This is a genomic window from Pseudocitrobacter sp. 73 (genome assembly GCF_008369545.1).
Taxonomy (GTDB): domain Bacteria; phylum Pseudomonadota; class Gammaproteobacteria; order Enterobacterales; family Enterobacteriaceae; genus Pseudocitrobacter; species Pseudocitrobacter vendiensis.
Map to the genome: position 1 here is coordinate 309,427 of NZ_VTZO01000010.1, position 22,748 is coordinate 332,174.

At 56.8% G+C, this 22,748-nt stretch carries 20 protein-coding genes; 15 read left to right on the forward strand and 5 right to left on the reverse strand.

What is annotated here, in order from left to right:
• Position 1: 1 nt before the first annotated feature.
• The 8 genes from F0Q32_RS13190 to F0Q32_RS13225 all read left to right on the forward strand — a co-directional run bounded on the left by F0Q32_RS13190 (position 2) and on the right by F0Q32_RS13225 (position 5,701).
• Entirely contained in the window at positions 2 to 925 is a 924-nt protein-coding gene (locus F0Q32_RS13190) for a respiratory chain complex I subunit 1 family protein (protein ID WP_149463433.1), read from the forward strand.
• Positions 926 to 941: 16 nt separating this feature from the next.
• A complete protein-coding gene (gene hycE / locus F0Q32_RS13195; RefSeq protein WP_149463434.1) occupies positions 942 to 2,651 on the forward strand; it encodes a formate hydrogenlyase subunit HycE in 1,710 nt (569 codons plus the stop codon).
• A 9-nt stretch (positions 2,652 to 2,660) separates the two neighbouring features.
• Entirely contained in the window at positions 2,661 to 3,203 is a 543-nt protein-coding gene (locus F0Q32_RS13200; protein ID WP_149463435.1) for a formate hydrogenlyase complex iron-sulfur subunit, read from the forward strand.
• Entirely contained in the window at positions 3,203 to 3,970 is a 768-nt protein-coding gene (locus F0Q32_RS13205; RefSeq protein WP_149463436.1) for an NADH-quinone oxidoreductase subunit B family protein, read from the forward strand. The genes F0Q32_RS13200 and F0Q32_RS13205 overlap by 1 nt, the downstream gene beginning before the upstream one ends.
• A complete protein-coding gene (locus F0Q32_RS13210) occupies positions 3,967 to 4,377 on the forward strand; it encodes a formate hydrogenlyase maturation HycH family protein (protein ID WP_108476402.1) in 411 nt (136 codons plus the stop codon). Before F0Q32_RS13205 ends, F0Q32_RS13210 begins: the two co-directional genes overlap by 4 nt.
• Positions 4,370 to 4,837: a hydrogenase maturation peptidase HycI gene (gene hycI, locus F0Q32_RS13215; protein ID WP_149463437.1), complete on the forward strand. Its 468-nt coding sequence runs from the start codon at positions 4,370 to 4,372 to the stop codon at positions 4,835 to 4,837. Before F0Q32_RS13210 ends, hycI begins: the two co-directional genes overlap by 8 nt.
• Positions 4,838 to 5,060: 223 nt before the next feature.
• Positions 5,061 to 5,333, forward strand: a complete 273-nt coding sequence (locus F0Q32_RS13220) for an antitoxin (protein ID WP_113857670.1) — start codon at positions 5,061 to 5,063, stop codon at positions 5,331 to 5,333.
• Positions 5,333 to 5,701, forward strand: coding sequence for a type II toxin-antitoxin system PemK/MazF family toxin (locus F0Q32_RS13225; RefSeq protein WP_149463438.1), 369 nt, complete (start codon positions 5,333 to 5,335; stop codon positions 5,699 to 5,701). Before F0Q32_RS13220 ends, F0Q32_RS13225 begins: the two co-directional genes overlap by 1 nt.
• A gap of 77 nt (positions 5,702 to 5,778) precedes the next feature.
• Here the strand turns inward: F0Q32_RS13225 and F0Q32_RS13230 are convergent, their stop codons facing one another.
• Together F0Q32_RS13230 and ascF are read right to left on the reverse strand one after the other, a co-directional pair.
• Positions 5,779 to 7,203: a 6-phospho-beta-glucosidase gene (locus F0Q32_RS13230; protein ID WP_149463439.1), complete on the reverse strand. Its 1,425-nt coding sequence runs from the start codon at positions 7,201 to 7,203 to the stop codon at positions 5,779 to 5,781.
• Positions 7,204 to 7,230: 27 nt separating this feature from the next.
• Positions 7,231 to 8,670: a PTS cellobiose/arbutin/salicin transporter subunit IIBC gene (gene ascF / locus F0Q32_RS13235; protein WP_149463440.1), complete on the reverse strand. Its 1,440-nt coding sequence runs from the start codon at positions 8,668 to 8,670 to the stop codon at positions 7,231 to 7,233.
• 224 nt (positions 8,671 to 8,894) lie between these two features.
• Between ascF and F0Q32_RS13240 the strand changes: the two genes are divergently transcribed.
• The 4 genes from F0Q32_RS13240 to hypF all read left to right on the forward strand — a co-directional run bounded on the left by F0Q32_RS13240 (position 8,895) and on the right by hypF (position 15,005).
• Entirely contained in the window at positions 8,895 to 9,908 is a 1,014-nt protein-coding gene (locus tag F0Q32_RS13240; RefSeq protein ID WP_149463441.1) for a LacI family DNA-binding transcriptional regulator, read from the forward strand.
• Positions 9,909 to 10,052: 144 nt separating this feature from the next.
• Entirely contained in the window at positions 10,053 to 10,598 is a 546-nt protein-coding gene (gene hydN, locus F0Q32_RS13245) for an electron transport protein HydN (protein WP_015963289.1), read from the forward strand.
• Positions 10,599 to 10,634: 36 nt separating this feature from the next.
• Positions 10,635 to 12,785 (forward strand): formate dehydrogenase subunit alpha, encoded by a 2,151-nt coding sequence (gene fdhF / locus F0Q32_RS13250; RefSeq protein WP_149463442.1) that lies wholly within the window; start codon positions 10,635 to 10,637, stop codon positions 12,783 to 12,785.
• A 3-nt stretch (positions 12,786 to 12,788) separates the two neighbouring features.
• The gene (gene hypF, locus F0Q32_RS13255) at positions 12,789 to 15,005 is read left to right on the forward strand and encodes a carbamoyltransferase HypF (protein WP_149463443.1); all 2,217 of its coding nucleotides are present in this window, start codon (positions 12,789 to 12,791) and stop codon (positions 15,003 to 15,005) included.
• A gap of 206 nt (positions 15,006 to 15,211) precedes the next feature.
• Here the strand turns inward: hypF and norW are convergent, their stop codons facing one another.
• Positions 15,212 to 16,345 carry an NADH:flavorubredoxin reductase NorW gene (norW, locus tag F0Q32_RS13260; RefSeq protein ID WP_149463444.1) on the reverse strand — a complete coding sequence of 378 codons (1,134 nt, stop codon included), beginning with the start codon at positions 16,343 to 16,345 and terminating at the stop codon, positions 15,212 to 15,214.
• A complete protein-coding gene (gene norV / locus F0Q32_RS13265) occupies positions 16,342 to 17,790 on the reverse strand; it encodes an anaerobic nitric oxide reductase flavorubredoxin (RefSeq protein WP_149463445.1) in 1,449 nt (482 codons plus the stop codon). Before norV ends, norW begins: the two co-directional genes overlap by 4 nt.
• Positions 17,791 to 17,976: 186 nt before the next feature.
• Here norV and norR point away from each other — a divergent pair, with 186 nt between their 5' ends.
• Positions 17,977 to 19,497 (forward strand): nitric oxide reductase transcriptional regulator NorR, encoded by a 1,521-nt coding sequence (gene norR, locus F0Q32_RS13270; protein ID WP_149463446.1) that lies wholly within the window; start codon positions 17,977 to 17,979, stop codon positions 19,495 to 19,497.
• Here norR and gutQ read toward each other — a convergent pair.
• Positions 19,494 to 20,468: an arabinose-5-phosphate isomerase GutQ gene (gene gutQ, locus F0Q32_RS13275; RefSeq protein ID WP_149463447.1), complete on the reverse strand. Its 975-nt coding sequence runs from the start codon at positions 20,466 to 20,468 to the stop codon at positions 19,494 to 19,496. The genes norR and gutQ overlap by 4 nt on opposite strands.
• A gap of 229 nt (positions 20,469 to 20,697) precedes the next feature.
• Between gutQ and mltB the strand changes: the two genes are divergently transcribed.
• Positions 20,698 to 21,780: a lytic murein transglycosylase B gene (gene mltB, locus F0Q32_RS13280; RefSeq protein ID WP_149463448.1), complete on the forward strand. Its 1,083-nt coding sequence runs from the start codon at positions 20,698 to 20,700 to the stop codon at positions 21,778 to 21,780.
• A 197-nt stretch (positions 21,781 to 21,977) separates the two neighbouring features.
• A complete protein-coding gene (locus F0Q32_RS13285) occupies positions 21,978 to 22,685 on the forward strand; it encodes a metal ABC transporter ATP-binding protein (protein WP_255475317.1) in 708 nt (235 codons plus the stop codon).
• Positions 22,686 to 22,748 lie beyond the last annotated feature (63 nt).

The following is a 22,748-nucleotide window of genomic DNA, read 5'->3' on the forward strand; positions in this document are numbered from 1 at the left end:
AATGACCGTTTTCTTTGCATTACTGCAGGCGCTGGTGCTGTTTGCCGCCGCGCCGCTGCTGTCCGGCATTACCCGCGTGGCCCGCGCGCGTATGCATAACCGCCGTGGGCCGGGGGTGTTGCAGGAGTATCGCGACATTATCAAACTGCTGGGCCGCCAGAGCGTCGGGCCGGATGCATCCGGTTGGGTCTTCCGCCTGACGCCGTTTGTGATGGTCGGCGTGATGCTCACCATTGCGACCGCGCTGCCGGTGGTAACAGTAGGGTCTTTGATGCCGTCTCTGGGCGATCTCATCACCCTGATTTATCTGTTCGCCATTGCCCGTTTCTTCTTTGCCATCGCCGGGCTGGATACCGGTAGCCCGTTCACCGCCATCGGCGCAAGCCGTGAAGCGATGCTGGGCGTGCTGGTGGAGCCGATTCTGCTGCTTGGCCTGTGGGTTGCCGCGCTGGTGGCTGGGTCAACGCACATCAGCAATATCGCGAACACCGTTTATCACTGGCCTGTTTCTCACTCCCTGCCGCTGCTGCTGGCCCTTTGCGCCTGCGCGTTTGCCACCTTTATCGAAATGGGCAAACTGCCGTTCGACCTGGCGGAAGCAGAGCAAGAGTTGCAGGAAGGCCCGCTGTCTGAGTACAGCGGCAGCGGCTTTGGCGTTCTGAAGTGGGGCATCAGCCTGAAACAACTGGTGGTGCTGCAAATGTTCGTAGGCGTCTTCATTCCCTGGGGCCAGATGACCAGCTTCAGCGTTGGCGGCCTTGTGCTGGCCGTGGTGGCAGCGGTCGTCAAACTGGTTGTCGGCGTGCTGGTTATCGCCCTGTTCGAAAACAGCATGGCGCGTCTGCGTTTTTGTGCCACCTCTCGCGTCACCTGGGCGGGTTTTGGTTTTGCGTTTTTAGCTTTCGTCTCCTTGCTGGCGGCGTGATTAAGAGAGTTTGAGCATGTCTGAAGAAAAAATCGGTCAACATTACCTCGCCGCACTACATCAGGCCTTTCCGGGCGTGGTGCTGGATGAAGCCTGGCAGACGAAAGATCAGCTTACTATTACGGTGAAGGTGAACTACCTGCCGGAAGTGGTGGAGTTTCTTTACTACAAACAGGGCGGCTGGCTGTCGGTGCTGTTCGGTAACGACGAACGCAAGCTGAACGGCCACTACGCGGTCTATTACGTGCTCTCCATGGAGCAGGGCACGAAATGCTGGATAACGGTGCGCGTCGAAGTGGACGCCAACACGCTGGAATATCCGTCCGTGACGCCGCGAGTGCCTGCCGCGGTGTGGGGCGAGCGCGAAGTGCGCGACATGTACGGTTTGATTCCGGTTGGTTTACCGGATGAGCGTCGTCTGGTTCTGCCGGATGACTGGCCGGACGAACTTTATCCGCTGCGTAAAGACAGCATGGATTACCGTCAGCGCCCGGCACCGACCACCGATGCCGAAACCTACGAGTTCATCAACGAACTGGGCAGCAAAAAGAACAACGTGGTGCCGATTGGCCCATTGCACGTTACCTCCGATGAACCGGGTCACTTCCGTCTGTTCGTGGACGGCGAAAATATTATCGACGCCGACTACCGTCTGTTCTACGTCCACCGTGGCATGGAAAAGCTGGCGGAAACCCGCATGGGCTACAACGAAGTCACTTTCTTGTCGGATCGCGTATGCGGTATCTGCGGCTTCGCCCACAGTACGGCGTACACCACCTCCGTTGAGAATGCGATGGGCATCGTGGTGCCGGAACGCGCGCAGATGATCCGCGCCATTCTGCTGGAAGTGGAACGCCTGCACTCGCACCTGTTGAACCTCGGCCTGGCCTGCCACTTCACCGGGTTTGACTCCGGCTTTATGCAGTTCTTCCGCGTGCGTGAGACCTCCATGAAAATGGCGGAAATCCTCACCGGGGCGCGTAAAACCTACGGCCTGAACCTGATTGGCGGTATTCGTCGCGACCTGTTGAAAGATGACATGATCCAGACCCGCCAGTTGGCGCAGCAGATGCGCCGCGACGTGCAGGACCTGGTTGACGTGCTGCTCAGTACGCCGAACATGGAACAGCGCACCGTCGGCATTGGTCGTCTCGACCCGGAAATCGCCCGCGACTTCAGTAACGTCGGCCCGATGGTTCGCGCCAGCGGCCACGCGCGCGACACCCGCGCCGATCACCCGTTTGTCGGTTACGGCCTGCTGCCGATGGAAGTCCACAGCGAGCAAGGTTGTGACGTGATTTCACGCCTGAAAGTGCGTATCAACGAAGTGTTTACCGCGCTGAATATGATTGATTTCGGCCTCGATAACCTGCCTGGCGGCCCACTGGCGGTGGAAGGCTTTACCTACATTCCGCATCGCTTCGCCCTTGGCTTTGCCGAAGCGCCGCGCGGCGATGATATCCACTGGAGCATGACCGGTGATAACCAGAAACTCTACCGCTGGCGCTGCCGTGCGGCGACCTATGCCAACTGGCCGACCCTGCGCTATATGCTGCGCGGCAACACCGTTTCTGATGCGCCGCTGATTATCGGTAGCCTCGACCCTTGCTACTCCTGTACCGACCGCATGACCGTGGTTGATGTGCGTAAGAAGAAAAGCAAAGTGGTGCCGTACAAAGAACTTGAGCGCTACAGCATCGAGCGTAAAAACTCGCCGCTGAAATAAGGAATCGCCATGTTTACCTTTATCAAAAAAGTGATCAAAACCGGGACGACCACGTCGTCGTATCCGCTGGAGCCGCTGCCGGTTGATAAAAACTTCCGTGGCAAACCGGAACATAACCCGCAGCAGTGCGTAGGCTGTGCGGCCTGCGTGAACGCGTGCCCGTCTAACGCCCTGACCGTGGAAACGGATTTAGCCACCAACCAACTGGCGTGGCAATTCAACCTGGGTCGCTGCATTTTCTGCGGCCGCTGTGAAGAAGTGTGCCCAACGGCGGCGATTAAACTGTCGCAGGAGTACGAGCTGGCGGTGTGGAAAAAAGAGGACTTCTTACAGCAGTCTCGCTTTGACATCTGCAACTGCCGTGTTTGTCAGCGTCCATTCGCGGTGCAAAAAGAGATCGACTACGCCATTGCGATCCTCAGGCACAACGGCGACAGCCGTGCGGAAAAACATCGCGAAAGCTTCGAAACCTGCCCGGAATGCAAACGCCAGAAATGCCTGGTGCCGTCCGACCGTATTGAACTGACTCGACATATGAAAGAGGCCAGCTGATGAGTGCTTTATTAGGCCCACGTGATGATAACGGCATGCCGGTGCCGATGACGGTGGAAGAGTCCATCGCCAGCATGAAAACGGCGTTACTGAAAAACATCAAACGTTCCGCGTATGTTTACCGCGTCGACTGCGGTGGCTGTAACGGCTGTGAAATCGAGATTTTCGCTACGCTTTCGCCGCTGTTTGATGCGGAACGCTTCGGCATTAAAGTTGTGCCGTCGCCGCGTCATGCGGACATCCTGCTGTTCACTGGTGCAGTCACCCGCGCCATGCGTTCCCCGGCGCTGCGTGCCTGGCAATCGGCGCCGGACCCGAAAATCTGTATCTCTTACGGCGCCTGTGGCAACAGCGGCGGAATCTTCCACGACCTGTACTGCGTCTGGGGCGGCACCGACAAAATCGTGCCGGTGGATGTCTACATCCCTGGCTGCCCGCCGACGCCTGCTGCCACGCTGTATGGCTTTGCGATGGCGCTCGGCCTGCTGGAACAGAAAATCCACGCCCGCGCGCCGGGTGAACTGGACGCACAACCGGCAGAACTACTGCACCCGGATATGAACCAGCCGCTGCGCGTTCGCGTTGACCGCGCCGCGCGCCGCCTGGCGGGCTATCGCTATGGCCGCCAGATTGCTGACGACTATATGCGTCTGCTGGGGCAGGGCGATCACCAGGTTCAGCGCTGGCTGGAAGCCGAAAGCGATCCCCGTCTGACCGAAATTGTCGGCCAGCTTAATCACGTTGTTGAAGAGGCGCGTATCCGATGAGCGAAACGGTGGTGTTCAGTCAACTGAGCCGTAAATTTATTGATGAGAACGATGCGACGCCGTCTGAGGCGCAGCAGGTTGTCTATTACAGCCTGGCGATTGGCCACCACCTCGGGGTGATCGACTGCCTCGAAGCCGCGCTGACCTGCCCGTGGGATCAATACCTGGCATGGATTGCTACGCTTGAAGAGGGCAGCGTCGCGCGGCGCAAAATGGAAGGCGTGCCGAAATATGGTGAAATCGTTATCGACAGTAATCACGTCTCTATGCTCGCGAACGCGTTTGATAAAGCGCGCGCCGTACAGACCGCGCAGCAAAAAGAGTGGAGTGAAGCGATGCTCGGCATGCTGCACGCGATTTATCAGGAAAGTGCGATTTATTTGATGGTCCGGAGGCTTCGTGACTGACGTATTACTCTGTGTGGGCAACAGCATGATGGGCGATGATGGCGCAGGCCCGTTGCTCGCTGAAATGTGTGCCGCCGCGCCGAAAGGCAATTGGGTGGTAATTGACGGCGGCAGCGCGCCGGAAAACGACGTCTTCGCTATTCGCGAACTGCACCCGGAACGTCTGCTGATTGTCGATGCCACCGACATGGGGCTTAACCCTGGCGAGATCCGCATTATCGACCCGGACGACATCGCCGAGATGTTTATGATGACCACCCACAATATGCCGCTAAACTACCTGGTCGATCAGCTCAAAGAAGATGTCGGCGAGGTGATTTTCCTCGGCATTCAGCCGGATATTGTCGGCTTCTATTACCCGATGACCCAGGCGATTAAAGACGCGGTAGACGTGGTTTATCAGCGGCTTGAAGGTTGGGAAGGCAATGGCGGGTTTGCGCAGTTAGAGGCCGAGGAGTAACAATGCCGGATGGCGGCTACGCCTTATCCGGCCCACCAATTTATGCAATACCGTAGGCCGGATAAGGCGTAGCCGCCATCCGGCACTGCTGTAACCTTACATTCTCCCCGTTTCTTGTAATTCCCCCCTTGTGTCAGCAATAAAAATCGCACGATTTCAGTGTGACTTTGTGTTACTCGGGATATATGCTGAGTGAGACTTTGTTGCACTCATCGGAGGATATATGCCGTTAACAAAACTCAGGCAGCAGGGCGGGGCGGTCGTGGTAACCATCCCCGGCGAAATTGCATCGTTAATGGGCTGGGTCGTTGGCACGATGCTCAATGTAAAAGCGCACGGCGATACCGTCAGCATCACGCCTGCAAAGCGTCGGGCCAGAGGGCGTCGCTCAGTTGCTGAAATCCTGGATGGCATCGATGAAAACGAAATTGCCAGCCTCAACCAGTCATTAGCTGATGATTTAGCTGATACTCCGAAGGGTAAGGAGAAAATTTAATGGCGCAGGGGAAGCGGATTCCGGCAAAGGGAGAAATCTGGCACGTTAACGGCGACCCGGTAGAGGGGCATGAATTCAAAGGTGCACACTACTATCTGGTGCTTTCAGAAAAAAAACTGGTCGCCGCTTTAGGTACGGCGGTATGCCTGCCGATTACCAGCGGTGGCGGTCTGGCACGCTCGAAAGCGGTAACGGTCTGGCTGGATGGTGATAGCACGGATAGCGGAAAAATCACCGGAGTGGTTTTGTGTTATCAGCTTCGTGCTCTTGATTTGCTGGAGCGTAAAGCACGCTACGCCGCAACCGTTTCGCCCTGGGTGATGGATGAAATTCTCGGCATGGTGGTGGATTTGATTGACCCGCAGTAGCCGGATGGTGTCTTCACCTTATCCGGATTACAAACGAGGTTTCTCCCTCTCCCTGTGGGAGAGGGCGGGGTGAGGGGTCACCCCAAATCTTCCCCGTTACTCGCAATCACCTTCTTATACCACCAGAACGACTTTTTGCGCCTGCGGGCCAGCGTGCCGTTGCCTGCGTCGTCGCGGTCGACATAGACAAAACCATACCGTTTGCTCATTTCGCCCGTCGAGGCCGCCACCAGGTCGATACAACCCCAACTGGTGTAGCCGATAACCGGAATACCGTCGCCAATTGCCTCGCCCATCGCGCGGATATGCTCGCGCAGATAGCTGATGCGATACTCGTCATTAATCTCACCCTGCGCGTTCACTTCATCTTTCGCGCCCAGCCCGTTTTCCACTAAAAACAGCGGCTTCTGGTAACGGTCATACATCATGTTCATGGTGATGCGCAGCCCCAGCGGGTCGATGCCCCAGCCCCATTCGCTGGCCTGGATGTGCGGGTTTTTCAGCGATTTCACAATGTTTGCCGCGTTGGTGTTATTGGCGTTCATGTCGGCAGACGCGCAGCGAGACGCGTAATAGCTGAACGACACGAAATCGACGGTATTTTTCAGGATCTCGTCATCGCCCTCAGCTTTCTCAATCACCACGCCTTTTTCGCGGAATACGCGGGCGGAGTAAGAGGGATACGCGCCACGCGCCTGTACATCGATAAAGAACAGGTTTTCGCGGTCTTTCTCCAGCGCCATCCACACATCTTCTGGCTTGCAGGAGTATGGGTAGAAATTGCCGCCCGCCAGCATGCAGCCAACCTGGTTTTGCGGGTTAACCTCGTGGGCGATTTTGGTGGCCAGCGCGCTGGCAATAAGCTCATGGTGCGCCGCCTGATACTTGACCTGATCCTGATTTTCACCGTCTTCAAACACCAGACCGGCACCGGAGAAGGGGCTGTGCAGCATGATGTTGATTTCATTGAAGGTGAGCCAGTATTTTACCAGCCCGTCAAACGCTTCAAAGCAGGTGCGCGCGTAGCGAGTGAAGAACTCGACCATTTTGCGGTTGCGCCAGGAACCGTATTCCACCACCAGATGCATCGGCACATCGAAGTGGCACAACGTGACCAGCGGTTCGATGCCGTACTTTTTGCACTCTTCAAATACCGCGCGGTAAAACGCAATGCCTTCTTCGTTCGGCGTCAGCTCATCGCCGTTCGGGTAAAGACGCGCCCAGGCAATGGAGGTGCGAAACACGGTAAAGCCCATTTCCGCCATCAGGGCGATATCTTCTTTGTAGCGATGATAAAAATCGGTCGCCTGATGGCTGGGGTAAAACTCATCGTCACGCAGGGTAAAGCGTTTTTCCAGGCCCAGTTTGACCGGCAGGCGATTTGCGCCATGCGGGATCATATCGACCGTCGTCAGGCCTTTCCCGCCTTCAAGATAAGCGCCTTCACACTGGTTAGCGGCCAGTGCGCCGCCCCATAAAAATCCTTCCGGAAATGTCGACATGCGTTTCCTCGTTAAATGTTATGTCATTCAGACAGTTGCTGGTGCTGCGGCCTGACGTGCGCGGGCATCGGCGGCAGCTTCTTCGACCGGGATATCTTCAAAGCCCAGGATCAGCGTCAAAATAAAGGAGAGCACCACCGCCAGCGCCATCACGCCAAAGACCCACACAATGGTCATCGGATTCGCCGGGTCAAAGAACTGCACGCTGGTGAACAGGCCAGGCGCCGCCATCGAGTGGCTGGCAAGCCCGGCAATGCCTGCAACGGCACCGCAGATAAAGCCGCTGATCAGGCTGGCGATTAACGGGCGTTTCAGCCTGACCGCCACGCCGTACAGCGCCGGTTCAGAGATGCCCGCCAGAATTGCCGAGGCCGCCGCAGCCAGCGCCGTCTGGCGCAGTTCCGGGTTTTTGGTTTTCCACGCCACCGCCAGCGATGAGCCGCCCAGCGACAGGTTCGCGCCGATTTCCGACGGCATTACCATGCCCTCTTTACCCGTTTCAGCGATGGTTTGAATAATGGTGGGCGTAAAGACGCGGTGCATCCCGGTCATTACCAGCAGCGGCCATAGCGCGCCCATAATGGCGACCGACAGCCAGCCCAGATAGCCGTGAATAGTGTAAACAAGGGCAGAAATGCCGCTGCCGATCCAGATACCAATCGGGCCGATGAGCAGGATCGCCAGCGGGGCGGCAATCAGCACAATCAGCATCGGTTTGAGGAAGTTTTTCGTTACCGCAGGCGTAATGCGATCCACCCAGCGTTCGATGTACGACAGGCACCAGGTCATCACCAGCGCCGGAATAACCGTATAGGTATATTTCACCGCCGTGACCGGCACGAAGGCGAATTCCACATGCTCGCCCTGTGCGGCTTTCGCCATCAGTTCGATAAAGCTTGGGTGCACCAGCACGCCCGCAATGGCGATAGCCAGCGACATGTTAGTTTTGAATTTTACGGCAGCAGAGGCGGCGACCATCAGCGGCAGGAAGAAGAACGCGCCGTCGCCAATCACCGTCAGAATGGTGAGAGTGGGTGTGCCTTTGGTGAGCACGCCGGACATCTCAAGGATCATCGCCAGAAGTTTCACCATTGATCCGCCGATAATCGCCGGGATCAACGGTGACATGGTGCCGATCAACGCGTCGAGGATCCCCGCGCCGATGCGTTTCAGCGTTATCTTCGGTTTTCCCTCTGGTACGGCAGGTTGCATATTTTCCGGCAGTAAACTCACCACTTCCCGATACGCCTGGGAAACGGTATTACCGATGATCACCTGGCACTGGTTATCGCTGCGCACTACGCCGAGCACGCCGCTCAGGCTTTTCAGCGCGGGGCTATCCACCCGTGAGTCGTCTTTCAACACGAAGCGCAGACGCGTCATGCAGTGGGTCACTGCGCTGATGTTGCTGACGCCGCCGAGTAAATCGACGATGGACTTCGCCAGCGCCGCATAGTTTTTGGACATCGGAATCTATCCTGTTCTTATCTGTAGGGTCCTCATCGCCAGGCGATGAAACGTTGCATAGGAAACCGGTTCCACAAAATCATGATGAGTTTCTTGGAAACTGACAAGATGGTGAAAATTCATTTTTTTAAATTTGTGATGACGATCGCCATGTATGGCAAAAGCTGAAAAAGGGCCGTGGCTGAAGTACACTTCTGCCCATCATTTTTGACGAGGGAAGCGAAATGGCGACGATGCTGGAGGTGGCAAAGCTGGCTGGCGTGTCGAAAGCGACGGTCTCACGCGTGCTGACCGGCAACGGCTATGTGGGTCAGGAAACCAAAGACCGGGTCTGGCAGGCGATTGAACAGAGCGGCTATCGGCCTAATCTGCTGGCGCGCAATCTGGCGACCAAATGCACGCAAACGCTGGGGCTGGTGGTCACCAACACTCTGTATCATGGCGTCTATTTTAGCGAGTTACTGTTTCACGCCGCGCGGATGACCGAAAATCAGGGCCGTCAGTTGATCCTCGCCGATGGTAAACACAGTGCGGAAGAGGAGCGGGCGGCGATTCAGTATCTGCTCGATATGCGTTGTGACGGCATCATTATCTACCCGCGATTTCTCAGCGTTGACGAAATCGACGAACTTATTCAGCAGCATGAACAGCCGGTGCTGGTGCTTAACCGTCGCCTGCGCCGTAACGCCAGTCATTGTGTTTACTGCGACCAGGCGCGTACCAGCCAGAATGCGGTGGAAAAGTTGATTGAACAGGGGCATCGCGATATCGCATTTATCACCGGTTCGCTTGATTCGCCAACCGGCATTGAACGCTTGTCAGGCTACAAAGCCGCTTTAGCTGAACACCATATTCCACTGCGTGATGCGCTGATTGTGGAAGGGAAATGGACGCCAGCGACGGGGTCGGCAGGTGTTGATATGCTGCTTGAGCGCGGCGTTAACTTTAGCGCGGTGGTCGCCAGCAACGATGACATGGCCATCGGGGCGATGAAACAGCTTCAGTCGCGCGGCCTGCGCGTGCCGGAGCAGGTCTCCGTCGTCGGTTTTGATGATATCGCGCTTGCGCCGTACATGCTGCCATCGCTCTCCAGCGTTAGAATTCCGGTGACAGAGATGATTCAGGAGATCATCCATCGCCTGATTTTCATGCTCGACGGCGGCGAATTCAAACCACAACCTTCCTTCCTCGGCGAGCTTATCGCGCGCGACTCTCTGGGCGCAGGCCCGCAGGGTTAATCTCGTCACCTGTCATCGTCACTCGTGACGATGACAGGATTAGACACCGCGTTTCAAATAAAAAATCCTTAATAAACAGTTAACTAAAAGTTGGCGCGAATAATGCATTCTCCGGCTCATTCATTGTCATTGCTGGAGAATTTGATGAACCGTTTCATCATTGCAGATGCGAGTAAATGTATAGGCTGCCGGACATGCGAAGTGGCGTGCGTGGTCAGCCACCAGGCCGAACAGGATTGCGCCGCGCTGACGCCGGAATCTTTCCTGCCGCGAATTCATGTGATCAAAGGCGTAAATGTTTCTACCGCGACTGCGTGCCGTCAGTGCGAAGACGCACCGTGCGCGAACGTCTGCCCGAACGGCGCAATTCGCCGTGAAAAAGGCTTTGTCCATGTGATGCAGGAACGCTGCATCGGCTGCAAAACCTGCGTCGTGGCCTGCCCGTATGGCGCGATGGAAGTGGTCGTTCGCCCGGTTGTACGCAACAGCGGCGCGGGCCTCAACGTGCGTGCCGAAAAAGCCGAAGCTAACAAATGTGACCTGTGCTTCCACCGCGAGCAAGGCCCGGCCTGTATGGAAGCCTGCCCGACGCACGCCATTTTCTGCGTCGACCGCGACAAGCTTGAGCAAATCAGCGCCGAAAAACGTCGTCGCGCTGCGCTCGATACCTCTATTTCTCTGTCGTTTTAATGATCCTCCGTTTCACTTTTAACAGGTCTGTTACTGATGAAAAAAATTACAAGTGTTTGTCCGTATTGTGGTGCTGGCTGCAAACTGAAGCTGGTTGTCGACAACAATAAAATCATCCGCGCGGAAGCGGCCGACGGGAAAACTAACCAGCATGAGCTGTGCCTGAAAGGCTATTACGGCTGGGATTTCCTGAACGATACCAAACTGCTGACGCCGCGCCTGACGCAGCCGATGATCCGCTATGAAAAAGGCGGCAAGTTGACGCCAGTGAGCTGGGATGAAGCCATCCGCTATACGGCAAAACGCTTAGGTGAGATCAAAGCGAAATTCGGCCCGCGCGCCATTATGACCACCGGGTCATCGCGCGGTACCGGAAATGAAACCAACTATGTGATGCAAAAATTTGCGCGCGGCGTGCTGAACACCAATAACGTCGACTGCTGCGCGCGCGTCTGCCACGGGCCTTCTGTCGCGGGCTTGCAGGAAGCACTGGGCAACGGTGCGATGAGTAACTCCATCGAAGACATTGAACACTCAAGCTGTCTGCTGGTCTTTGGCTACAACTGCGCCGATTCTCACCCTATCGTGGCGCGTCGCGTGATCAAAGCCAAAGAGAAAGGCGCGAAAATTATCGTCTGCGACCCGCGTCGTATTGAAACCGCGCGTATCGCCGATCAACATCTGCAAATTAAAAACGGCTGCAACATGGCGCTGGTCAATGCGTTTTCCCATGTACTGCTGGAAGAAAATCTCTACGACAAAGAATATGTTGCGCGCTACACCACCGGTATCGATGAGTTGCGTGAAACCGTGAAAGATTATGCGCCGGAAGCGGTGGAAGCACTGACCGGCGTGACGGCACAACAGATTCGTCAGGCGATGCGTACCTACGCGGCGGCTCCCAGCGCCACCATTATGTGGGGCATGGGCGTCACTCAGTTTGGTCAGGCCGTGGATGTGGTCAAAGGGCTGGCAACGCTTGCGCTGCTCACCGGTAATCTGGGACGTGAACATGTCGGCGTCGGCCCGGTGCGTGGTCAGAATAATGTGCAGGGCGCGTGCGATATGGGCGTGATCCCTAACCAGTTCCCCGGTTATCAGGACGTGGTCGATGCCGACGTGCGGGCGAAATTCGCCAAAGCATGGGGTATTGATGCCAGCCTGATGGATGACAAAGTGGGCGTGCGCATTACCGAAGTGCCGCATCTGGCGCTGGAAGGGAAGGTGAAAGCCTACTACATCATGGGCGAAGATCCGCTGCAAACCGAAGCCGACTTAGGCCTGGTGCGCAAAGGGTTCGAAGCACTCGATTTCGTGGTGGTGCAGGACATCTTTATGACCAAAACCGCCGAGCAGGCCGATGTGCTGCTGCCCGCTACCTCCTGGGGCGAACACGGCGGCGTCTTCACCTGTGCTGACCGTGGCTTCCAGCGTTTCGAAAAAGCAATCGAACCGCAATATAACGTCAAACGCGACTGGGAAATTATCAGCCTGATTGCCCAGGAAATGGGCTACCCCATGCATTACGACAATAACCAGCAAATCTGGGACGAAATGCGTGAGCTTTGCCCGCTCTTCTTTGGTGTGACTTACGATAAAATGGGCGACATGGGGCACGTTCAGTGGCCGTGCCCGACGCTCGATCACCCAGGCACGCCGTATCTTTACGCAGGTAATCAGTTTGACACTCCGGATGGCAAAGGTCATTTGTTTGCCGCGCCGTGGCGTGCGCCAGCCGAATGCCCGGATGATCAATATCCGCTGGTACTGTGCACCGTGCGTGAAGTGGGGCACTACTCGTGCCGCTCGATGACCGGTAACTGTGCGGCGCTGCAATCGCTGGCCGATGAGCCAGGCTTTGTGCAAATCAACCCGCAGGATGCGCAGAAGCTGGGTGTAAAAGACAAACAACTGGTGTGGGTGGCGTCGCGTCGCGGTAAAGTGATCACGCGTGCCAACGTCAACGAGCGTATCAATCATGGCAGCGTCTATATGACCTACCAGTGGTGGATTGGCGCCTGTAACGAACTGACCCAAGACAACCTCGATCCCATCTCTAAAACGCCGGAAACCAAGTACTGTGCGGTGAATATCAGTGCGATTGAGGATCAAAACTGGGCGGAAAACTACGCGCTGGAAAGCTACCAGTCGATGAAATCCCGCCTGCGTGAGGCGGTAGCAGGGTAATGAATGACGATAACGCATAACGGCGTCGAAATCCGCATTCGCGGTAAAGTACAGGGGGTGGGCTTCCGCCCCTTTGTCTGGCAACTGGCTCAGCAGCAGGCGCGCGTGGGCGATGTCTGCAACGACGGTGCGGGGGTGCTCGTTCGTTTGCTGGGCGAGGAAGCGGATTTCCTTGCCGCGCTTCATCAACACTGCCCGCCTTTAGCGCGCATTGATGAGACGCAGGTGCAGCCTTATGTGTGGCAGAGCGTGCCAGACGACTTTGTGATCCGCGAGAGCGGCGCGGGAGCGATGAGCACGCAGATTGTCCCGGATGCGGCCACCTGCCCGGCGTGTCTTGCGGAGATGAATGACCCGCAGGAGCGCCGTTATCGTTATCCCTTTATCAACTGTACCCATTGTGGCCCACGTTTCACTATTATTAACGCCATGCCTTACGACCGTCCGCTGACGGTGATGGCGGCGTTTCCGCTGTGCTCTGCCTGCGAGGCGGAGTACCGCAATCCTTACGATCGTCGCTTTCATGCCCAGCCGGTGGCTTGCGCCGAGTGCGGCCCGTGGCTGTCGTGGTATGCCGAAAGCGAACCGCTGCACCGCGAGGCGGCGCTACAGGCGGCGATTACGCTTCTCACGTCGGGCGGCATTGTGGCGATCAAAGGGCTGGGTGGTTTTCATCTGGCCTGCGATGCGGGCAATGCCCGCGCGGTAGCGACGCTGCGCGCCCGTAAGCATCGCCCGGCGAAACCGCTGGCGGTGATGCTCCCCAATACGATGAATCTCCCCGATGACGCCAGCCGATTACTGCGCACCCCGGCAGCACCGATTGTGCTGGTGGATAAATCCTGCGTCAGCAGCTTGTGCGATGACATCGCGCCGGGGCTGGCAGAAGTGGGCATCATGCTCCCGGCTAATCCTGTTCAGCATTTGCTGATGCAGGCGTTGAATCGCCCACTGGTGATGACATCCGGGAACCTCAGCGGTAAACCGCCCGCCCTGACCAATGCGCTGGCACTGGCGGATCTCGCGGATATCGCCGACGGATTTTTGCTGCATAATCGCGATATTGTGCAGCGGATGGATGACTCGGTGGTGCGGCAAAATGGCGAAATGCTGCGCCGGTCGCGCGGCTATGTACCGGATGCCATTCCACTGCCACCGGGTTTTCACGATATTTCGCCGATGCTTTGCCTGGGGGCAGATCTCAAAAATACCTTCTGCCTGGTACGCGGCGAGCAGGCGGTGTTAAGCCAGCATTTTGGCGACCTGACTGATGAGGGTGTCGAAGCGCAATGGCAGCAGTCGTTGCGTTTGATGCAGGCTATCTACGATTTTACCCCGCAGGCGGTGGTGGCGGATGCGCATCCTGGCTACCACTCATCGCAGTGGGCTGCGGCTCGCGATTTACCCCATCAAACGGTGCTTCATCATCATGCGCATATTGCCGCGTGCCTGGCGGAACACAACTGGCCGCTGGGCGGCGGTGATGTGGTTGCGCTGGCGCTGGACGGCATTGGCATGGGGGAAGAGGGTGCATTGTGGGGCGGTGAATGTCTGCGGGTGAATTACCGCGAGTGTGAACATCTTGGCGGCCTGCCTGCGGTAGCGTTGCCGGGGGGCGACCTGGCGGCACGTCAGCCGTGGCGTAACCTGCTGGCGCACTGCCTGGCGTTTGTGCCGGAGTGGGAAAGTTATCCGGAAACCGCCATCGTGCGCGAACAAAACTGGCCTCTGCTGGCGCGGGCGATTGAGCGCGGTATTAATGCGCCGCGCGCATCATCCTGCGGGCGATTGTTTGATGCGGTGGCCTGCGCGCTGGGCTGTGCGCCGCTGACGTTGAGCTATGAAGGTGAGGCGGCTTGTCGTCTGGAAGCGCTGGCGGCGACGTGTACCGGCGTCGAACATCCGCTGCAAAGTGAACGGTTCGACCTTGCAGAATTCTGGCCGCAGTGGTTGAGCTGGCAGGCCAGCCCGGCGGAGAAAGCGTGGGTGTTTCACGATGCGCTGGCGCAGGGGCTGGGCGGTATGATGCGTCGCGAAGCACAGGCGCGGGGCATCTCAACGCTGGCATTTGGTGGCGGCGTGCTGCATAACGCGCTGCTGCGTGCGCGGTTACAGCACCATCTGGCTGATTTTACGCTGCTTTTCCCGCACAGTTTGCCCGCAGGCGATGGGGCAATTGCGTTCGGGCAGGCGGTGGTGGCAGCGGCCCGGTGCGCGTGATGCCGGATGGTTTGGGCTTGTCTGATGGTGTAAATAGGTAGGTCGGGTAAGGCGTAGCCGCCACCCGACAACAACGCGCGCACGGAGCCAAAAAAAAGCCCCGGCGACCGGGGCAAAAATCAGACGCGATACGTCCATGTATCTGAGGTTAAGAAGGGCTCTGCAAAATTCGCGAGCAAGGTTAAGTTCAGCAATGGCATAGCAAATCAATTCGGCAATAACTTCAACAGGCTAAACGCCTCCTTCATTCTCTCTTCACTCACCACAAACGCGCGAAGTTGCTGGTTGTCGTCATAGCCCTGAGCAAGCATGCCCTGTGCGCTGGTGGCGATAGTCCAGTCCAGATCCTGACGGCGCGTTTCCCCCGCCAGATGTAGCGGCAGATCCGGCGTTTTCACCTTCACCAGCATATGCGGTAACTTCAGCTCGCCATTCTGGCCGAGCAGATTCTTCGCCAGACACATCGCACTTAACAGAATCGGTTGCAGGAAGGGCAGCACGGCCCCGTTGATCTCCGCGCAATCACCCAGCGCGTAGATATCCGGGTTACTGGTCTGCATCGCGCTGTTGACCTTCACGCCACGATTGATCTCTACACCCGCATGACGCGCCAGCGCGGTTTCCGGGCGCAAGCCAGTGGCCGCAACAACGGCATCCACTTCAACCTGACGATGGCGGTCAAACTTCGCCACAATCCCGGTTGTTGTTTGCTCCAGCGACTGCAACTGGGTTTTCAGCAGCAGATGCACACCCATGTCGGTCAGACGATGTTGCAGGCGGCTGCTCACTTCCGGCGGCATCAGTGACGCCAGAATGCAGGCGGAGTTATCCACCACCGTCACCGCTTTACCTGCACGGCTGAAGTCCATCGCCAGTTCGCTGCCAATCAGGCCGCCGCCGATAATCAGTACGCGCTGCGCATCACGCAGGGTGCTTTGCGCGGCCCCGAACTCCTGCTGGCTGTTGAGGGTCAGCATCAGCTCTTTTCCGGGAACCGGCGGTACGATGGTCGATGCGCCTGTCGCCAGCACCAGTTTGTCGTAGCGCCACTCTCTGTCCTGACTTTTCACCACTTTGGCCTGTGCGTCGATGTCGCTCACCCAGGTTTGTGGGAAGAGATTCAGATTGTACTGCTCGGCAAACTCACCTGCCGTTTGCAGCGTCAGGTCGGCGGCGGTTTGCCCCCGGCTGACGACGTGGCTGAGGTCTGGCTTGTTGTACTCATCAATGCTGTCGGCGGCGATCAAAGTCAGCGGCACGGCAGCGTCCTGTTTGCGAATGTTTTTCACCAGTTGGCGGGCCGCAAAGCCCGACCCGATGATCACGATGCCATTATTCATTTTGCCTCCGTGGCCAGTACGTCGAAGACGTCTTTACCCAGTGAGCATTCCGGGCACAGGAAGTTATCCGGCACGTCGCTCCACGGCGTCCCCGGCTGAACATCCTGGTTCGGCTCGCCTTTTGCCGGATCGTAAATCCACTGGCAGACGCTGCACTGCATGCTTGGGCCGAGGTCAGCGGCTGCGGCTGCGGCACAGGCGCATTCTTCCTGCGCGGTTGTGACTTTGGCACTCACCTCTGGCAGCGGCGCAAGTGCCCACTGGCGGGCGATTTCACGACCGTGTTCGCGGCACACTTCCAGCGCGTCGAAGTCAGGACGCCATTTGGCTTTCAGGCTCAGTGACATTTCAAAGCCCGCATCCTGCAAACGAGTAGAGAGACGGTCAACCGCACCGCCGCTCCAGCCATGTGAACCGAACGCGCTGGCACGTTTGTTACGGAAACGCAGGCCTGTCATCTCTTCGACCAGGCCAGCAATTTTCGGCATCATTACGTTGTTCATGGTTGATGTCCCAACCAGCACGCCTTTAGAACGGAAAACATTGGTCAGGATTTCGTTTTTATCGCTGCGGGCGACGTTGAAGATTTTCACCGCTACGCGTGGGTCAACTTCGTTGATACCCTGAGCAATCGCATCCGCCATCATGCGGGTGTTGTTCGACATGGTGTCGTAGAAAATAGTGATGCGATCTTCCTGATAATCGGCCGCCCATTTCAGATACAGCTCAACGATTTGCGTCGGGTTGTCACGCCATACCACACCGTGTGAGGTGGCAATCATATCGACCGGCAGATTGAAGCCGAGGATTTCGGTAATTTTTGGCGTCACCAGACGGCTGAACGGCGTCAGGATATTGGCATAGTAGCGCTGACACTGTTCGAACAGTTCGGTCTGATCCACTTCGTCGTTGAACAGACGTTCGTCACAGTAGTGCTGACCAAAGGCGTCGTTACTGAACAGTACCGCGTCGCCAGTCATGTAAGTCATCATGCTGTCCGGCCAGTGCAGCATCGGGGTTTCAACGAAGATCAGTTGTTTGCCGTTACCAATATCCAGACTGTCGCCGGTTTTCACCGTATGGAAATTCCATTCCGGATGGTGGTGGTGGCCGTTGATGGAATCAATGGCGTTGGTAGTGCAGTAAATGGGCGTGTTCGGGATGTAAGACATCAGCTCGGTCAGCGCACCGGCGTGGTCTTCTTCCGCGTGGTTAATAATGATGTAGTCGATGTCGTTCAGGTCGATTTCGCTGCGCAGATTCTGCACGAATTCGCGGCTGAATTTGTGGTCAACGGTGTCGATCAGGACATTTTTACCTTCACGGATCAGATAGCTGTTGTAGCTGCTGCCACGCAGCGTTTTATATTCGGTACCGTGAAAATCACGCACTTCCCAGTCACGTTGGCCAACCCAATGAATGTTATTTTTAACCAGAATAGACATAGCAACCTCAATCAAATGCAGTGTTTTTAAAAAAGATGTTTTGCTTATTGCAGGTCGCGTGCCAACTTTTTAACTTGTTGTTTTATATGTATTTAATGTTATTGCGTGCATTTCTATTGTCAAAATGACTGTTATTGTTATGGTCGATATGACAATATGCATTGTCAAAAAGACAATGAGGTCATCATGAGTTTCTCGGTCGATGTACTGGCGAATATCGCCATCGAGCTACAAAGTGGGGTTGGGCATCAGGATCGCTTTCAGCGTTTAATCACCACGCTGCGTCAGGTGCTGGAGTGCGACGCGTCGGCATTACTGCGCTATGACGCACGACAGTTTGTTCCGCTGGCCATCGATGGGCTGGCGCAGGATGTGCTGGGTCGTCGCTTTACGCTGGAAGGGCACCCGCGTCTTGAGGCCATTGCCCGCGCCGGGGATGTCGTCCGCTTCCCGGCAGACAGTGATTTGCCCGATCCTTACGATGGTTTAATTCCCGGCCAGGAGAGCCTGAAAGTGCACGCCTGCGTCGGCTTGCCGCTGTTTGCCGGCCAGAATCTGATTGGCGCGTTGACGCTGGATGCGATGGAGCCGGAGCAGTTTGATGTCTTCAGCGATGAGGAACTGCGCCTGATATCCGCGCTGGCTGCCGGGGCGCTGAGTAATGCGCTTCTGATTGAACAACTGGAAAGCCAGAATATGTTGCCGGGGGCGCCTGCAGCGTTTGAACCTGTCGCCAGCACCGACATGATTGGCCTGTCTCCGAACATGATGCAGCTTAAAAAAGAGATAGAGATTGTTGCGGCGTCCGATCTTAATGTACTGATTAGCGGTGAAACAGGTACCGGGAAAGAACTGGTGGCGAAATCCATTCATGAAGGTTCTCCGCGTGCGGCTAACCCGCTAGTCTATCTCAACTGCGCGGCACTCCCGGAAAGCGTGGCGGAAAGTGAACTCTTTGGTCATGTAAAGGGCGCGTTTACCGGGGCTATCAGCAACCGTAGCGGTAAGTTTGAAATGGCCGATAACGGCACGCTGTTCCTTGATGAAATTGGCGAACTGTCTCTGGCGTTGCAGGCCAAATTGCTGCGCGTATTGCAGTATGGCGATATTCAGCGCGTCGGCGATGATCGTAGTCTGCGCGTCGATGTGCGCGTGCTGGCGGCCACCAACCGCGACTTGCGCGAAGAGGTGCTGGCCGGGCGTTTTCGTGCCGATCTGTTCCATCGTCTGAGCGTCTTCCCGCTCTCCGTTCCACCGCTGCGTGAACGTGGTGATGATGTGGTGCTGCTGGCGGGCTATTTCTGCGAACAGTGTCGGTTGCGTCTCGGGTTGTCCCGCGTGATTTTAAGCTCCGGGGCGCGGGCGCATTTGCTGAGTTATGGCTGGCCGGGCAACGTGCGAGAGCTGGAACATGCCGTGCATCGCGCGGTGGTGCTGGCGCGCGCAACGCGCAGCGGTGGCGAAGTGATTCTGGAAGCGCAGCATTTCACGTTTGAAGAAAGCACGGTTGCGCCAGTCCTTGAAAGTGAAGCGCCAGCGTTACCCGTGTGTCACAACCTGCGTGACGCGACCGAGCACTTCCAGCGTGAGATGATTCGTCAGGCGCTGTCGCAAAACAACAATAACTGGGCGGCCAGCGCGCGGGCGCTGGAGACAGACGTCGCCAACCTGCATCGGCTGGCGAAACGTCTGGGAATGAAGGATTAAAGAATTCCGGCCTGATAGAAGTTTTGCAGGTTGATCGCGCCGACCAGTTGGCCGTTGTCATCCACCACCGGCGCGGCGCTGATTTTTTTCTTCATCAATTGCTCTTTGGCATCAATGGCGCGGCTCTGCGCATTCAGCGTCGTGCCATTTACCGTCATCGCCAGGCTGACGTTATCTGCCAGTGCGCCACCGCCCACCAGCCAGCGGCGCAGGTCGCCGTCGGTAAATACGCCTTTCACTTGCAACTGCTCATCACATACGGCAACCAGGCCCAGCCCGGTGCGGCTCAGTTCGAGCATCGCGTCCATAATACTGGCGTGAATACTCACCTGTGGCACGTCGGCGTCGCGGCGCATCAGATGATGCACTTTATTCAGTAAGCGCGCGCCCAGCGCGCCAGCCGGATGCGAACGGGCAAAATCTTCCTCATTGAAACCCCGCGCCTGCATCACGGCCATCGCCAGCGCATCGCCCATCATCAGCGTATTCACGGTGCTGGAAGTGGGGGCCAGACGCATCGGGCAGGCTTCACGCTCCACGGAAATATCAAGAACGGCTTTTGCCGCTAAACCCAACGGCGAGTGGGATTTTCCGGTCATCGCCAGCAGAACAACGGATTTTTCTTCCAGGCGCGGGATGATGAGATCCAGCTCTTTCGCGCCGCCGGAGTAGGAGATAAACAGCATCACGTCCTGGCTTTCCACCATGCCTAAATCGCCGTGCAGCGCCTCAGCCGGGTGAACAAAGAACGCGGGTGTACCGGTGCTGGCAAAGGTTGCGGCGATTTTTTTACCGATATGGCCCGATTTTCCGATGCCGGAAACAATCAGTTTGCCTTTGCAATTAATGATGGCTTCGGCGGCTTGGATAAAGTCATCACCCAGGCGGTCCGGAAGCTGACTGGCTTCCTGAAGTTCCAGCATTAGCGTTTGACGGCCCGCTTCCAGTAAAAAAGTGTTGTCCGCAATCATGGCGTTGCATCCTGTCATTTTTGTATGTCAAAGGTGTAGGGATCGGCGTTTACCGATGTGCGCGTAAGGGTACTGAATTCGTATCTTCAATACCAATAGCGCGATCAAGGTCTGGGCGTTTTGCTTAGGGTGAAGTTTTTTTCTTTGCAACGCGTGATGGCGCTTCCTTGAGGCGTTGCGATTGCTTTACCATAATTACCTCTTGCCGATATTGTTAAATGGATGTCCCATGTTGAAGCGTCGTTATATCGCCTTACTGCCCCTGTGTGTCCTGCTCGCTGCCTGTAGCAGCAAACCAAAAACCACCGCCGCCGCACCGGCAACGGCTGGCACGCCATCCGGCGGCTTCCTGCTGGAGCCGCAGCACAATGCGCTGATCCCGACCGGTGATTTCGCTAACAACCCGGCGGCAGAGCAGTTCATCGATAAGATGGTGAGCAAGCACGGCTTTGACCGACAACAACTGCACGAAATTCTCTCCCAGGCGAAGCGTCTCGATTATGTGTTGCGTCTGATGGATCGCCAGGCACCGACCGGCCTACCGCCGAGTGGACCAAACGGCGCGTGGCTGCGCTATCGCAAACAGTTTATTACCCCGGACAACGTACAAAACGGCGTCGCGTTCTGGAATCAACATGAAGCGGCGCTGAAACGCGCATGGCAGGTGTACGGCGTGCCACCGGAAATTATCGTCGGCATTGTCGGCGTTGAAACCCGCTGGGGCCGCGTGATGGGCAAAACCCGTATCCTCGATGCGCTGGCGACACTCTCCTTTAACTACCCGCGCCGCGCGGAGTACTTCTCTGGCGAACTGGAAACCTTCCTGCTGATGGCGCGTGATGAAAGCGATGACCCGCTTGATTTGAAAGGTTCCTTCGCAGGCGCAATGGGCTACGGCCAGTTCATGCCGTCCTCATACAAACAGTATGCCGTTGATTTTAATGGCGATGGGCACATCAACCTGTGGGACCCTGAAGATGCCATTGGCAGCGTGGCAAACTACTTCAAACAGCACGGCTGGGTGAAGGGCGACCAGGTGGCGGTGCAGGCGATGGGCCAGGCGCCGGGGCTGGAAAACGGCTTTAAAACCAAATACAGCGTGTCGCAGCTTGCTGCCGCAGGACTGACGCCGATGAATTCGCTGGGCAATCATCAGCAGGCCAGCCTGCTGCGTCTGGATGTCGGCACCGGTTATCAGTACTGGTACGGCTTGCCGAACTTCTACACCATCACCCGCTATAACCACAGCACGCACTATGCGATGGCTGTCTGGCAGCTTGGTCAGGCTGTCGCACTGGCTCGCGTTCAGTAATCCTTCTTCCCCTCCCGTCCGGGAGGGGAGTTACATTTCGATACACCCTCAGGCGCTGACAAGGATTTACATTCATCTGCTCACTGCTTATTGTTATGTTATAACATAATAACTGGAGCGCTATTGATGTCATCTTCGCTTTTCTCCCTCTCCAGCCTGAAACGCCTGGCAGGCGTATGCCTGCTGCTGGCGTTTATCTGGCTGGTCACCTGGTGGGCGGTATCACTGCCATGATTGTGCTGGATAACCTTCTTGTCGGCTATGACGGCGAGGCGATTGCGCCGCCTATTGATGGATGCATTACGCGTGGCAGCCTGATGGCGATCGTGGGTGAGAATGGCTGCGGTAAATCGACGCTGCTAAAAACCGTCGCCGGATTTATTCCGCCTGTGAGCGGGCGTGTGCACTGGCAGACGCGTCGCCCGGTTATCGGCTGGCTGGCGCAGCGGCAGGCACTCGATCAGCAGTTTCCGGTAACGGTGCAGGACGTCGTGTGCCAGGGGGTATGGCCGCGCATCTCATTGTGTTTCGGCATTGATCGGATGGTGCGCCGACGCGTAGCTGACGCGCTGGATCGGGTAGGGTTGCTGCCGCTGGCGAAAACAGCGATAGGCAGCTTATCCGGCGGCCAGTTTCAGCGCATGCTTTTTGCCCGAATCTTAGTGCAGCAGGCCCCGTTGGTAATGCTGGATGAACCCTTTACCGGCGTCGATGAAACGACGACTGAGATGCTGATGTCGCTGATTCTGGATATGCAGCGGCATGGGCAAACGGTGCTGGCGGTGCTGCATGACAGCGAAAAAGTAGCGCGCTTTTTTCCGCAGCTGCTTGAGCTGGGCGATGCGCGCGCAATCTCCCCGATGTTGATCCACCGCGCGATAAATAAGCCGCAATCCGTGAGATAAATCGACACGGTGCGGCTTTTCAGATACTGCAAAGGAATTACAGATTATCAGTCGTAAGCAACC